This window comes from Bifidobacterium aemilianum (genome assembly GCF_003315635.1).
GTDB classification, from domain to species: domain Bacteria; phylum Actinomycetota; class Actinomycetes; order Actinomycetales; family Bifidobacteriaceae; genus Bifidobacterium; species Bifidobacterium aemilianum.
In genome coordinates, this window is the sequence record NZ_PDCG01000002.1 from 214140 (window position 1) to 227230 (window position 13091).

General features: G+C 61.0%; 10 protein-coding genes, 1 tRNA gene and 1 pseudogene. 5 read left to right on the forward strand and 7 right to left on the reverse strand.

Features of this window, described 5'->3' with window-relative positions:
• The first annotated feature begins 165 nt into the window (after nt 1-165).
• Together CRD60_RS03015 and CRD60_RS03020 are read left to right on the forward strand one after the other, a co-directional pair.
• Nucleotides 166-1203 (forward strand): succinate dehydrogenase/fumarate reductase iron-sulfur subunit, encoded by a 1038-nt coding sequence (locus CRD60_RS03015; protein ID WP_113859822.1) that lies wholly within the window; start codon nt 166-168, stop codon nt 1201-1203.
• A 35-nt stretch (nt 1204-1238) separates the two neighbouring features.
• Nucleotides 1239-1997 (forward strand): O-methyltransferase, encoded by a 759-nt coding sequence (locus CRD60_RS03020; protein WP_113859823.1) that lies wholly within the window; start codon nt 1239-1241, stop codon nt 1995-1997.
• A gap of 124 nt (nt 1998-2121) precedes the next feature.
• On the opposite strand, the gene CRD60_RS03025 is transcribed toward CRD60_RS03020, so the two are convergent.
• Nucleotides 2122-2907 carry an LOG family protein gene (locus tag CRD60_RS03025; RefSeq protein WP_113859824.1) on the reverse strand — a complete coding sequence of 262 codons (786 nt, stop codon included), beginning with the start codon at nt 2905-2907 and terminating at the stop codon, nt 2122-2124.
• Nucleotides 2908-3093: 186 nt separating this feature from the next.
• Here CRD60_RS03025 and CRD60_RS03030 point away from each other — a divergent pair, with 186 nt between their 5' ends.
• On the forward strand, nt 3094-3954 hold the full coding sequence (locus CRD60_RS03030; RefSeq protein WP_113859825.1) for an exodeoxyribonuclease III: 861 nt from the start codon (nt 3094-3096) through the stop codon (nt 3952-3954).
• A gap of 181 nt (nt 3955-4135) precedes the next feature.
• Here CRD60_RS03030 and spxB read toward each other — a convergent pair whose 3' ends face one another.
• From spxB to CRD60_RS09040, 3 genes are all read right to left on the reverse strand, one after another.
• Nucleotides 4136-5899: a pyruvate oxidase gene (spxB, locus tag CRD60_RS03035; RefSeq protein WP_113859826.1), complete on the reverse strand. Its 1764-nt coding sequence runs from the start codon at nt 5897-5899 to the stop codon at nt 4136-4138.
• 931 nt (nt 5900-6830) lie between these two features.
• On the reverse strand, nt 6831-7244 hold the full coding sequence (locus CRD60_RS03045; protein ID WP_127975629.1) for an FtsX-like permease family protein: 414 nt from the start codon (nt 7242-7244) through the stop codon (nt 6831-6833).
• Complete coding sequence (locus CRD60_RS09040; RefSeq protein ID WP_236630797.1) at nt 7237-7674, reverse strand: ATP-binding cassette domain-containing protein; 438 nt, start codon at nt 7672-7674, stop codon at nt 7237-7239. The genes CRD60_RS03045 and CRD60_RS09040 overlap by 8 nt, the downstream gene beginning before the upstream one ends.
• Before the next feature lie 863 nt (nt 7675-8537).
• Here CRD60_RS09040 and CRD60_RS09405 point away from each other — a divergent pair.
• Together CRD60_RS09405 and CRD60_RS03065 are read left to right on the forward strand one after the other, a co-directional pair.
• Nucleotides 8538-8795, forward strand: a pseudogene (locus tag CRD60_RS09405) (alcohol dehydrogenase catalytic domain-containing protein); the annotation flags it as partial.
• A gap of 422 nt (nt 8796-9217) precedes the next feature.
• The gene (locus CRD60_RS03065) at nt 9218-9577 is read left to right on the forward strand and encodes an MDR/zinc-dependent alcohol dehydrogenase-like family protein (RefSeq protein ID WP_113859830.1); all 360 of its coding nucleotides are present in this window, start codon (nt 9218-9220) and stop codon (nt 9575-9577) included.
• Between the two features lie 133 nt (nt 9578-9710).
• Here the strand turns inward: CRD60_RS03065 and CRD60_RS03070 are convergent, their stop codons facing one another.
• From CRD60_RS03070 to CRD60_RS03080, 3 genes are all read right to left on the reverse strand, one after another.
• Complete coding sequence (locus CRD60_RS03070; RefSeq protein WP_113859970.1) at nt 9711-10931, reverse strand: NADP-dependent isocitrate dehydrogenase; 1221 nt, start codon at nt 10929-10931, stop codon at nt 9711-9713.
• Between the two features lie 368 nt (nt 10932-11299).
• Nucleotides 11300-12604 carry a serine hydroxymethyltransferase gene (gene glyA / locus CRD60_RS03075; protein ID WP_113859831.1) on the reverse strand — a complete coding sequence of 435 codons (1305 nt, stop codon included), beginning with the start codon at nt 12602-12604 and terminating at the stop codon, nt 11300-11302.
• A 385-nt stretch (nt 12605-12989) separates the two neighbouring features.
• A tRNA-Asn gene (locus CRD60_RS03080) sits at nt 12990-13062 on the reverse strand.
• Nucleotides 13063-13091: the final 29 nt, after the last annotated feature.

The window sequence follows — 13091 nt, forward strand, 5'->3', positions numbered from 1 at the left end:
CGCATGCCCCTGCAAGGCTGGAAGGTCCGGACCCACAGCAGCTCCATGGGCTGTTGCTGGCGTGCCGACCAGGTTCATGGCAGACTGTAATGTCGTGTGGTGGCACAGGCATTGCCTGCTGGTCAGGAGGTCCGGCCGACCGACAGCGGAAGGAAAGGTGAGTCCATGAGCGGTGATGTGGCAAAGGCCAGGGTCACCCTGCGCATCAGCAGGTTCACCCCCAGGGCCGAACAGGCCGCCAAGCGTCCTTCCAGCCCCTTCGCAGCCAAGTCCTCCTCACCCTTCGCCAAATCCACCTCCCCCTTCGGCGCCTCGTCCGCACCCAGACGTGCCCGGGGCAAACGCTGGACCCAGGACTATAGCCTCGTGGTTCGCCCTCAGGACAGTATTCTGGACTGTCTGCTGACCATCAAGCGGACCATGGACCCAACCCTGGCCTTTCGCTACTCCTGCGGTCACGGCATGTGCGGCTCGGACGCCGCGGCAGTCAACGGTACGCCCACCCTCCTATGCAAGACCAGCGTGGGCCAGTCGGCCCAAGGGGCGGCCGTGGCCGCTGGCTCGCACTGCGGCTTCCGTCATACCAGGCCTGCCGAGGGTTTTAAACAGGCGGACCAGCAACCAGACCAGCCCGTCAAGGCTACTACCGATAGGAACGACCAATATCATCAGGACAATATGATCCAGCAGGCAACCGATGGAATCGTGGATCTGGGAGTAATCGAACTGGCCCCCCTGCCTGGATTCCCGGTCCAACGCGACCTGATCGCAGACATCGACCCCATGCTGGACCAGATCACCAGGCTCAAACCCTACCTCCAGACCGACGGCAAGCTGGCCACCACCAGCGAAGGTAAGGTGGACGTCTTCGAATACCTGCAAAAGCCCGATGAACTGGCCAAGTACGAACTGCTGAGCAACTGCATAGCCTGCGGCGTATGCGAGGGCAGCTGCCCCGTCTATGCCGGCGGCAACCCCTTCATGGGCCCGGCCGCCCTGATCGCAGCCTCCAGGTTCATCAACGATTCACGCGACCAGGCCCAGGATGCCCGCTTCGATGCCATTGACACCGAGGATGGGGTGGCTGCCTGCCAGTCAGTGCGGGCCTGCAGCCGCCAATGCCCCCGTGGTATTGATGTCGGCGAGGAGATGTGGCAGCTGATATCCCGTGTCGGCCAGAGGCAGGAGCAAGACCTCGCCTAAGCCTCCGGGAGTAGTTGCCGCTACCATAGGAAAGCATGAACAAGAATTCATATAGCAACCTGGCCAAGGCTTGGGATTTTGTCGAGAACACCGTGTTGGAAGGCCAATCGCAGGATATGACCCGCCTGCGCATGGAGGCCCAGGAGGCCGGACTCCACCAGGGCTCCGCCGCCCAGGCCGATTTTCTCAAGATGCTGGTTGCCTTGACCTGCAGCACGTCCATCATCGCCATCGGCACCGGGTCTCTGGTTGAGACCCTGGCGCTCATCGACGGTTTGGACCGGGTCTATGCTGGCGGCCAGACCGGCTCTTACACACCAGGGCCGGCCAGCGACCCCAAGGAGGCACCCGGCCCTCACAGCGACCATAGCGGAGGCCAACTGACCGCCGTGGATTCGAGCGCCCAGGGTATCGAGGCCATCCGGCGTTTGTTCACCAACCTGTCAGACCACAGCAGGACCACGCTCAGGGCGGTCAATGCTCCAGCCAGCGTCTTCCTGCCACGGCTCAACGCCGGTGTCTACCAGATGATTGTGGTGGCAGGTGAAGCCGGCAACTACCAGGCCGCCTTTGACCAGGCCTCACGGCTCCTGAGCGACCACGGTCTCATCGTCCTTACCGACATGTTGGCCATGGAGGGCCCCGATGCCCAGGGCGGGCTGGTCAATCCCGCCGACCGCAGCGACAAGGCCGTCGCCATGCGGACACTCCTGGACGACCTTGTGTCGGACGAAGGCTTTGACACCAGCCTCATCCCAGTGGGAACCGGTCTGCTGCTGGCCCAGAAACGCTGAGTCAGTCCGGCGGGCGAAACTTCACGCCCCTTGCCGCCCAGGCCATTGAGCCAGGAGTTGGAGGAGAAAACCGCTGTGTGGACCTATCACGCAATCGCCACAGCGGTTGCCCCTTGGTTCTCCTCTACTGCCGGCCTCTCCCTATGCCGATCAAGGCAACCCGCACAGCCTCGTCCGGGTCGTCGGTGATGATGAACAGGTCCGGATCCAGGGGTGAGATCATCCGCCTGGCGGCCACCGGACCGGTCAGCCAATCCATGAGTCCCTGCCAGTAGTCCCGACCGAAGAGGACGACTGGAACGGACATGATCTTATGGGTTTGGATCAGGGTCAGCAGTTCGAACATCTCATCCAGGGTTCCAAAGCCACCGGGGCAGACGATGCAGCCCGATGAATACTTGACGAACATGGTCTTGCGTACAAAGAAGTAACGGAAGTTCATACCCAGGTTCACCCACTGGTTGATGCCCTGCTCGTGGGGCAGCTCAATGCCCAATCCCACAGACTTGCCACCAGCTTCCGCCGCCCCCTTGTTGGCGGCCTCCATAATGCCTGGACCACCTCCGGTGATGACGGCCACACCGGCTTGGGCCACCTGTCGCCCCATCTCCACGGCCGCCTGATACTCTGCCTCCTCGGGCTTCAACCTGGCTGAGCCGAAGATGCTGATGGCCGGCCCCAGTTCAGCCAAGGCGCCGAAGCCGTCCACAAATTCAGCCTGGATGCGCATGACCCGCCAGGGATCCATATGGAGCCAGTCGGCCGGCTGCCCGGCTTTGAGCAGGTTGCCGCTGGTCGTGTCCTGGGGAATCATGGCCCCCCGCATGACCACTGGTCCACGCCTGTATGTCTCCCCCAAGGGCGACTGTTGATCGGACTTCTGCTGCTTGTTCAACTCTCCCGCGCTCATGCTGTCCTTACTTGTTCATGCTCATCAGTGTCAGTTCTCATCTTAGGTCCGAACGTGCCAGCAGGTCCGCAGGCTCTCAGCGCAGGTCGCCTCAGCCCCCGTGGCCAGCCCATGGCCATACCCTTTTCTTGACCACACCTGGCCACCAGCGGCCCTCTTGTTGGTCACCAGCGTTATCATGCCTCTATGACCACTAGTTTGATCTCTTGGAACATCGACTCCCTCAATGCCGCCCTGACCGGCAAGAGCGACCGCTCAGCCCTAACCCGTGACCTCCTGGGATCATTGGCGGCCAGACAGCCTGACATCCTGGCCATCCAGGAGACCAAGCTACCCGCCGACACCGGCAAGGTCGACAAACTCCTCAAAGCCATCGGCGACCTCTTCCCCGGCTACGCCATCGTCCACCGGGACTCGGCTCCCCCAGCCCGCAAGGGCTACGCCGGCACCATGAACCTCTACAAGCAATCCCTACCCGAACCGAAGGTGACCTACCCCCAGATCCAGGCACCGGACAGCATGGATGCCGAAGGCCGCATCATCACCCTGGAATTCCCCGACTTCTTCGTGACCACGGTCTACACCCCCAACGCCGGCTCGGAACTGAACCGCTTGCCCGACCGGGGCCAGTGGGATGACCGCTACCGGGCCTACCTGCAGGAACTGAACTCGCACAAGCCGGTTCTGGCCTGCGGTGACTTCAACGTGGCCCACAAGGAGATCGACCTGGCCAATCCCCAAAGCAACCATTTCTCAGCCGGCTTCACCGACCAGGAGCGCGAAAAGTTCGGGCTCCTGCTCAAGGCTGGTTTCGTCGACAGTTTCCGCCAACTGCACGCCGACGCGTCAGGCTTCGACGACCAAGGCCACAGCATCTACACCTGGTTCGCCCAGCGGGTGCCCACCAGCAAGGCCAACAACTCCGGCTGGAGAATCGACTACTGGCTGGTCTCCCGGACCTGGGCCGACAGGATCGTGGACTCGCAGCCCATCGATAGCGGCCAAAGGCTGGACCACCTGCCCATCAGCCTAACCATGGACATCTGACCGCCGCCCCATACATCAGTACCCCCCCCCCATCATCAACCGAGCGCAGCACTCCGGCTACCGGAGCGCTCATTTGGAGGTCAGTGATGGTTACAGTGATGTTTACACTGCGGGCCGGGAGGCTACTGGCACATGAGATTGCCAGCGGCCTCCCGGCCCGCATGTGGTGTATGGCCATGGACTACTCGATCCAATAGGCCAGGGACTTCAGGGGCGCGGCCTCCAGGCGATCCTGGAACTCCTTGATCTGCTCGGGGTCCTTGCAGGTCTCGGGGAAGCACATGTACCTGGTGTCGAAGGGGCGCTCGCCGGTCAGCTTGACATCGATGACCGAGGCCTTGTCGGCCTTGCGGGCCTCAGCGAAGGCTTTCCTGGCATCATCCAGGGTGCGGACAGTGAAGCCCAAGGCCCCATAGCCCTCCGCGACCTTGGCCCAATCGGTGTCTGGCAGGTCCACACCGGAGAGGGGCTGGTGGGAGTCATCCAACTGCTCGGCCTCGATGAAGCCCAAGGTCTGGTTGGAGAAGACCACGTTGATGACCGGTGCATGGTACTTGAGCTGGGCCAGGATCTCCTCGCTGAGCATGGCGAAGCCTCCGTCACCAGACAGGGAGTAGACGGTGGAATCCGGGTACTCGAGCTTTGCGGCCAGGGCACCGGGAACCGCGAAGCCCATGGTGGCGTGCTTGCCGGAGACGCACCACTTGTTGGAGGGCTTGATCTTGGCCAGCCGCAGGAAGTTGATGTCTACATTGCCCACGTCGGGTATGAAGATGTCGTCGTCCTCCATCTGCTCATTGATGATGTTGAAGATGGGCTCGGGACGCAGGGGCGTACGCTCGTCGTTCTTGAAGGAGTCGATCCACTCGTCCCAGTTCTGCTTGCTCTTCAGGCAGCCGCGATAGTAGGGCTTGGCCTCCTGCTCGCTGCCGGCCTCGATGATGGCGCGCAGGGCCAGCTTGGCATCGGCCTGGATGGCCACGGAGACCTCGGGCTGGAAGCGCTTGCCCAGCTTGGCCCCATCAATGTCGATCTGGATAATCTTCGTGTAGGGGGCCACGAACTTGGACCCGAAGGGGTTGTCGGACCCCACCCAGAGCATCAGGTCGCACATGTACTGTGCCTCGGTGGCGGTCTTGGTCGCCACTCTGCCGGCCGACTGGAGGTAGGCCGGGTAGCCGTCCTCCACAATGCCCTTGCCGGGGAAGGTGGATGTCAGCGGCATCTTGTACTTCTCGGACATCTCGATGAGCTCATCGTGGGCACCCTTGGCACCCATGCCGAAGTAGAGGAGGGGGGCCTTGGCCGATTCAATCAGCTTGACGGCCTCCTCGATCAGGTCCTGGTGGGGAGGGGTGGGTAGGGGCTTGCGGAAGTTCCTGGCCGTGGCGACCGGCAGGTCGTCGATGTCGGCCCAGGCCAAGTCCTTGGGGATGGTGATGACGGAGACACCGTTGTACTTATAGGCACGGCGGATGGCCTCGTCCACCAGGACCGGCAACCCTTGGGCGTTGGTGGCGGTGCGGTTGAAGACGGCCACATCGGCGAACATGGGTTCCTCATCCATTGCCTGGAAGAAGTCGATGTTCATGAACTCCTGGGGCACCTCGCCAACCAGGGCCAGCATGGGCACGCCGTCCTCCCGGGCATCATAGAGGCCATTGAGCAGATGAACCGCGCCTGGGCCCGAGGAGCCGAAGCAGACACCGATGCGTCCGGTCAGCTTGGCCTCCGCCGCAGCCGCCAGGGCACCGCCCTCCTCGTGACGCACCTGGATGAAGTCGATCCTGTCCTTCTCGTTGTGGATGGCGTTCATCATGGAGTCGAAGGAACCGCCGGGCATGCCGTAGATGCGCGGCACTCCCCAAGCCTCCAGGACCCGCAGGACCGCGTCACCCGCATTGATCTTCGTCGCCGCACCCGCGGTGCCGTTTGCTGTTTCCATATCCGTACCTCCTTGATGGGACCGGCTAGCTATGCCGATTCTTCCTTGAGTGGCGGCATCATCCTCAATGCCACTCGCACCCTTACTAGCAGACTATTACAAATTTCTGGTTTCTAGTGGCCCATTCAAGAGGAAGTGAAAAAGTTCACACCCAGCCAGGCATCGTCACCGCTGCCAAAGGGCCACACCAGCGGGAAAAGCCCTGGCCACGGCCCGGACTTCATCTGGGTGGGTTGGCTGCTATGGGATCAATCGGTTTTCCTGCCTTAAACCATGCGATGACGATTTGCGTGCGGTCTCTCAGGCCGGTCTTGCCAGGGATGCGGCTTACGTCTCGCATCACCTAGGTGATCTCGCTGGTAAGGTGCCCGGCAATTCCCTGATTGGACAGGCCTTGGGCGATGAGTCCTGCAAACTCATAATCCCTTGGAGTGAGCTTGCCCAGTTGTCGCTTGGCTCTGGCGCCATCATGCACGTGATGGGCATAAGACCTGTCTGTGTTGATGAGTTCCGCGGTGTTGCGTGGGGTCAGTACCGCAACGCCATCGGCGACTGCCTGTATGGCTCTGTTGAGGTCTCGGGTCAAAAGTTCGTTGAGCAAGAACCCGTAGCCTCCGGCATGCAATCCATCGAAGGATCGACTCCGCGGTGTGCAGGCTGGTCAACCCTCTGGCTGGGATGGCCCGGGCTTGCATGACTGGCACCAGCATGAGTGCCAAGGCTGCCGGCAGACACAGTGAAGCGAGGATGCGATGCAACCACCCCACCGTTATGGTTGGGGTGATGGACACCGGCAAAGACTCGACTTGACTGATGCGACTGATGGTCCGGATGGTCAGCAGCGTACCGATCAAAGCCACTGTCACCCCGCATAAGGTTCCTGCGGCCCAGGACGCCAACTGGTGACTGGCAATGAAGGGCTGCCGTCCGATCACAAACTGCGACGTCGCCCAAGCATACAGGGGGCGGACCTGTAGGAAAGAGGCGGCCTGTGAGAGCAGCTGGCCGCGAGCGCCAGGATGAGCACGCGCAGGCAGGTGAGTCCGGTCAGCTGCCAGGGTGTGGCTCCTTGTAGTGCTAGGAGGGCGAGGTTGCGGCGTCGTTGTGCGATTAGCGAGGATACCACTTGCGGGATGATCAGCACGGCGGCGATGGGGAGGGCCACGAAGGGGGTCATAAGATTTTGCCAGCCTGTTCTGCCTTGCACGTCCATGTCAGGTATGGTGCTGACAGCCTTGGCTGAGGAGAGCATGATGGCGAGTAGGACCAGCATGGTTTGTGAGGCCGTCAGCACGAGCGTGACGCCGCTCCATGCCAGGGGTGCGTCTGTGATCGCATCAGACACCGGCTGCCAGTATGGAGTCCCTGTCGGCTATGGCTATATGGCCGTCGTTGAGTCGCACGATGCTGTCGCATTGTGAGACGGCTTCCGGGCGGTGGCTGACCATGACGCCTGCATGGCCTGGATGGGTGGCGAAGGCGGCGAGTTCGTTGACGACATGTCTTCCGGTGTCTTGGTCGAGGGCGGCTGTGGGTTCATCGACGAAGATGACGTCGGGATCGGAAAGCAGGGTGGGGGCCAGGGCCACTCGTTGTTGTTCGCCTCCCGAGAGGAGGGTCACGTTGGCTTCGAGTGGTTCGTCGATGCCCAGTGTGGAGAGCATGTTGGTCGCTAAGGCTTTGGGATATCTGGTCTTGCGCAGGGTAAAGGGCAGTTTGAGGTTGTCTTGCGCGCATTGAGGGCACCATGTTGTAGGACTGGAAGACGAAGCCAAGGTGTGCTCGGCGGAATCATGCCGAGGCGGTGGGCCCCATGTCGGATATACTCTCGCTCAGTATGTCCACATGGCCTGAGCTGACGGGCTCAAGACCGGCCAAACAGTAGAGGATGGTTTATTTCCCGCTGCCTGAGGGGCCGATGATGCCTGTCATGGATTGCCAGGGCGCAGTGAATTCCACCTGGTCCAAGATGGTTATGGTTTCCCTTTTTCTTGGGGATACTTGTTTGCATAGGCCGGATGTGTGGATGGGGGTTTGTCCCTGTCGGTCGGCCGGATGGTATATGTGTTCCAAAGGTAGTCCAGTGCTGGTAGATGAAAAAATGGCGGTGTGAACGTGTGGCGTGCTGTGAGCGGCTATATACTGAGCCACTCCAATCATCAGAACCGCCTCTCATCCATAATCCAAGATGGACGGTGAACCCGTCCGCCAGAACGATTCTTGCAAGCTGGGCCAGTCGAATCAACGTCGGTGGGTGCTTTGCCATCTCCAGATGGCATTCCCGATCAAGGTCAAGGCCACGGCAAGAGACGTACTCGGCAATGAACCTCACTTCCGCTCCAGAGGCAAACGATGAACAGTGGTCGAACCATCAGACCATGGAGGGCGCTCCCATGCCGTCTCGATAAGTGCGAGCCCATTTGATAGCTCTTTCCCTTGCAGTTCTCGTTGGGGGGACATGATTCCTGATTGTTATCGTCAGGGTATCCATTACAACATGGATGTGATCACTCCCTCATCGAGGGGTGCTACTCAGGGAAGTAGGAATCATGAATATCAAGGCAGCGGTGCTTTCCGGGACCAACCAAGATCTGGATATCAGCGACATCGAATTGGATGAGCCCGGAACGGAGAGGTCCTCGTCAAAATGCTGGCCACGGGAATCTGCCACACGCACGCCACGGTCAACATCGGATTGATTCCCGCCCCCTTCCCCATTGCTCCGGGCCATGAGGATGTTTGAATCGTCGAACAGGTCGGCACCGGGGTTAGCGACTTCAAGCCTGGCGACCAGGTCGTCATCGGTTTCACCTCCTGCGGCGGGTGCAAGTACTGCCGTAAGGGTCTGACCGGTGCCTGCGAGCGCTTCCCGGAGCTGAACAGGGCGGGGCCATGAAGGATGGCAGCACCGCCTGCATACCAGTGATGGCAAGGATGTCTCCATTTTATTCGGCCAGTCCTCCCTGGCCACCTATGCCGTGACCAGCGCCAACAGCCTGGTGCAGGTCGAGGATGATGTCGACCTCAGGATTCCTGGCCCCTAGGATGCGGTTTCATTACCGGCTCCGGTACGATCCTGAACTCCCCGGCCCCGCAGGCAGGCTGCAACCTAATCATCTTCGGCACCGGTGCCGTCGGTCTGGCAGGTATCATGGCGGGTGCCACCGCCAATTGTGCCCACGCCATCGCCGTCGACATCAACGACGAGCGCCTGGAGCTATCCCAAGACCCTGGGTGACACCAGACCATCATCAGCATGAATGAGGGTGTTCCCACCCGTGTCAAGGAGATTCCTGACGGCAGGGCGCCGACTGCGCCATGGATACGACAGGTGTTCCCACCGTCGTCAACAACGCCCTGCACTCCCTGGCCTTCAGGGTCCATCTGGCGACCCTGGCGGTCTCCGGCAAGCCCACCGACATCAATATGACCGACGAGCTGGTCACCCCCTCCATCAGCATTTCCGGTGTTATTGAGAACGATGCCATTCCGCAGGGCTTCATCCCCATGCTGGTCGGCTTCTACCGCAAGGGCCTCTTCCCCATCGACAAGCTGACCAAATTCTACGATCTGGACCAGATCGACCAGGCCTTCCAGGACTCCACGGACGGCAAGATGGGCATATCATTCTCGACAAGAGCTACGCGCCGGGCAAGTAGCCAGCAGGCTGCCACCTGAACAAAACAGCTGCCGCCGGCTTCCCAGTACATCAGGCAAGTTGGCGGCATACTCATAGTTTGACTCTGTACGTTGACCGCAGCAGCCACTGCGTCAGGTCAGAGCGGTCAGTTCGGTTCAGACGAAACAGCGTTCAGTCCTGTGCCAAGGCCTGGTCCAGGCCAGCAACAAGGGCGTCCATGAACCCCTCCGTATCCAGCCAGGCCTGATCGGGCCCAATCAGGGTGGCCAGATCCTTGGTCATGCTGCCTGAAGAGACCGTGCCGATGACCACATCCTCCAGGGTCCTGGCAAAGGAGGCCAGCTCAAGGTTGCCGTCCAGCTTGGCGCGCTGGCCCAGCCCTCCGGTCCAGGCGAAGATGGAGGCGATGGGATTGGTGGAGGTCTTCTCCCCCTTGAGCCACTGGCGGTAATGCCGGGTGACCGTGCCGTGGGCCGCCTCGGTCTCCATGGTCCGCCCGTCGGCCGTCATCAGGACGGAGGTCATGAGCCCCAGTGATCCGAAGCCCTGGGCTATGAAGTCCGATTGGACATCCCCGTCATAGTTCTTGCAGGCCCAGATGTACCCGCCCTGCCATTTCAATGAACTCGCCACCATGTCGTCGATCAGGCGATGCTCATAGGTCAGACCCGCCTCCTGGTAGGCCTGACGGTACTCCTCCTCGTAGATGCGGGCGAAAATGTCTTTGAAGTGGCCGTCGTAGGCCTTGAGGATGGTGTTCTTGGTGGATAGGTAGACCGGGTAGTGGCGGGCCAGTCCATAATTGAGGCAGGCCCGTGCGAAGTCCTCGATGGAGGAGTCCAGATTGTACTGGGATAGGGCCACCCCAGGGCCAGGGTAGTCGTAGACCACCCGTTCGATGGGGTCTCCTCCCCCTTCAGGGGTGAAGGAGACCGTCAGCCTGCCCTTGCCTGGCACACGGAAGTCGGTGGCCTTGTACTGGTCGCCGAAGGCATGGCGGGCCACTACGATGGGCTTTGTCCAGTTGGGCACCAGGCGGGGGATGTTGTCGATGACGATGGGTTCGCGAAAGATGGTGCCACCCAGAATATTGCGTATGGTGCCATTGGGCGAGCGCCACATGCGCTTGAGGCCGAACTCCTCCACCCGGGCCTCATCGGGGGTGATGGTGGCGCATTTGATGCCCACATGCTCACGTTTGATGGCCTTGGCCGCATCAATGGTGACCTGGTCGTCAGTGGCGTCCCTGTTGACTATGCCTAGGTCGTAGTAGACCAGATCAAGGTCAACATAGGGCTTGATCAGGCGCTCGCGGATATCCTTCCAGATCACTCGGGTCATCTCGTCGCCGTCCAATTCCACGACCTTGCCGGCCACCTTGATCTTGCCCATCATCACCCTCCGTTAAGCATGCACTGCCGCAGTCCATGATTCCGAGCCCCTCAACCTTCCCTTTACCCAGAGACATAGTGGCATCAGTAGTCGGCTCGCAACAAATGAACATCAGTTATTCGACGGTTCCAGAGTCCTCCGGGCTGAGCAGGCATGGGTTCCGCATCAGTCTTAGGTCTATCCGCATCGTGTTACTAAACAATGCCGACTCTGATATCTCGATGTGAATGACAGGTTACCGGTGGGAAACACTCCACTTCCCGGCAACTATGCGCACACCGCCGGACCAGCCGACGGCGCACAGAAGGCAGAACCTTGCCAGATAGCCCCCTGCGAGGATCACAGCCTTACAGGGGGGTGGTGGGGTGTTAGGAGACCTGATCAAGACCCTGGTAGAGGGGGAAGTCCTGCACCAGGGAGTCAACCCGGGCTTTGAGGGCGTCCACATCGGCCCCCCTGCCAGCGATGAGGCCCTGGGCGATGATGTCGGCCACCTGCTCGTATTCGGCGGCGCCGAAACCACGGGTGGCCAGGGCGGCGGTGCCGATACGCAGGCCGGAGCTGACATTGGCCGGACGCGGATCGAAGGGAACGGTGTTGCGGTTGACGGTGATGCCGATGGAGGCCAGGAGGTCCTCCGCATCCTTGCCAGTCATCTCACTGTCGCGCAGATCAACCATGACCAGGTGAACATCCGTACCGCCCGTCAGCACTCGGATGCCCTGGGCTTGCAGGTCAGGGGCATTGAGGCGGTCAGCGATGATCCGGGCCCCCTCAAGGGTCCGGGCCATCCGGTCCTTGAAGTCACTGCCGGCAGCCAGTTTGAAAGCCACGGCCTTTGCGGCGATGACATGCATCAGAGGGCCGCCCTGCTGGCCGGGGAAGACGGCCGAATTGAGGGCCTTTGCATATTCCTTGCGGGCCAGGATGAAACCGGAACGGGGACCGCCCAGGGTCTTATGGGCGGTGGAGGATACAACCTGGGCGTAGGGCACCGGGCTCGGGTGCAGACCGGCCGCGACCAGACCCGCGAAGTGGGCCATATCCACCCACAGCTTGGCTCCGACCTCGTCGGCGACCTCACGCAGGGCCTTGAAATCCTCCACACGCGGGTAGGCCGACCAGCCGCCGATGATGACGGTGGGGTGGGTCTCCAGGGCCCGCTGACGCACGAGGTCAGGATCAATCAGGAAGGTCTGCGGATTGACCGTATAGGTTTCGGCATGGTAGTAACGGCCGGAGAAGTTCATTCTGGTGCCGTGGGTCAGGTGGCCACCGTGGTCAAGGGCCAGACCCAGGATGGTGTCCCCCGGCTTGGCCAGGGCTTGGTAGACCGCAGCGTTGGCCTGGGCTCCTGAGTGGGGCTGCACATTGGCGTATTCGGAGCCGAAGAGGTCCATGGCGCGATGGATGGCCAGCTCCTCCACCTGGTCCACGAATTCGCAGCCACCATAGTAGCGCCGGCCGGGGTAGCCTTCCGCGTACTTGTTGGTCAGAACCGACCCCTGGGCCTGTAGCACAGCCTTGGGCACGAAATTCTCTGAGGCGATCATCTCCAGGCCCGCGTGCTGGCGCCCCAGCTCCGCATCAAGCAGTCCTGCGATCTGTGGGTCGACATCGGCGATTCCAGCCTCAAAGCCACGGCGTGCCCGCAGACTTCCCGCATCTTCCATATCCGCTCCCCTTGCTCAGCCAAAGCTGCCTGCCAGGCAACGGACACCGCCCGCTGCGCCACGTGTGAGATGGTCATACTCTATCAAACAACAGGACTCCCGCCGATGTGAGCTTGCTTACTCTTCCCAGCAACACGCACATTGTCTACAATCAGCCCTCAACAGGCAACTTGGGTCCACATGATGCCGCGCCGCATTCAGCATGAAGGCCTGGCTTCCACGCACCAGGCAGATACCCCAACAGCACAGACTAACGGACACACATTTCGGCCATTAACCAGGATTCTAAAGCATCACATTCAGTTTCAATGTCCGCCATTAACCCGCAGTCTGGCCATGGCGGCACTGATACAACAAGGCCGCCGGCGAACCGGCGGCCCATGGGCTCCCGCGGCTGGGCTTGAACCAGCGACATTCTGATTAACAGTCAGACGCTCTGCCAACTGAGCTACGCGGGAATGTCTGCATGCCCAACAAGCGCTGAGCA

What these genes read in the sequence shown, in the direction of transcription:
- CRD60_RS03015 (WP_113859822.1), top strand. Translation starts at nt 166, where the DNA reads ATGAGCGGTGATGTGGCAAAGGCCAGGGTCACCCTGCGCATCAGCAGG.
- CRD60_RS03020 (WP_113859823.1), top strand. Translation starts at nt 1,239, where the DNA reads ATGAACAAGAATTCATATAGCAACCTGGCCAAGGCTTGGGATTTTGTC.
- CRD60_RS03025 (WP_113859824.1), bottom strand. Translation starts at nt 2,907, where the DNA reads ATGAGCGCGGGAGAGTTGAACAAGCAGCAGAAGTCCGATCAACAGTCG.
- CRD60_RS03030 (WP_113859825.1), top strand. Translation starts at nt 3,094, where the DNA reads ATGACCACTAGTTTGATCTCTTGGAACATCGACTCCCTCAATGCCGCC.
- spxB (WP_113859826.1), bottom strand. Translation starts at nt 5,899, where the DNA reads ATGGAAACAGCAAACGGCACCGCGGGTGCGGCGACGAAGATCAATGCG.
- CRD60_RS03065 (WP_113859830.1), top strand. Translation starts at nt 9,218, where the DNA reads ATGGATACGACAGGTGTTCCCACCGTCGTCAACAACGCCCTGCACTCC.
- CRD60_RS03070 (WP_113859970.1), bottom strand. Translation starts at nt 10,931, where the DNA reads ATGGGCAAGATCAAGGTGGCCGGCAAGGTCGTGGAATTGGACGGCGAC.
- glyA (WP_113859831.1), bottom strand. Translation starts at nt 12,604, where the DNA reads ATGGAAGATGCGGGAAGTCTGCGGGCACGCCGTGGCTTTGAGGCTGGA.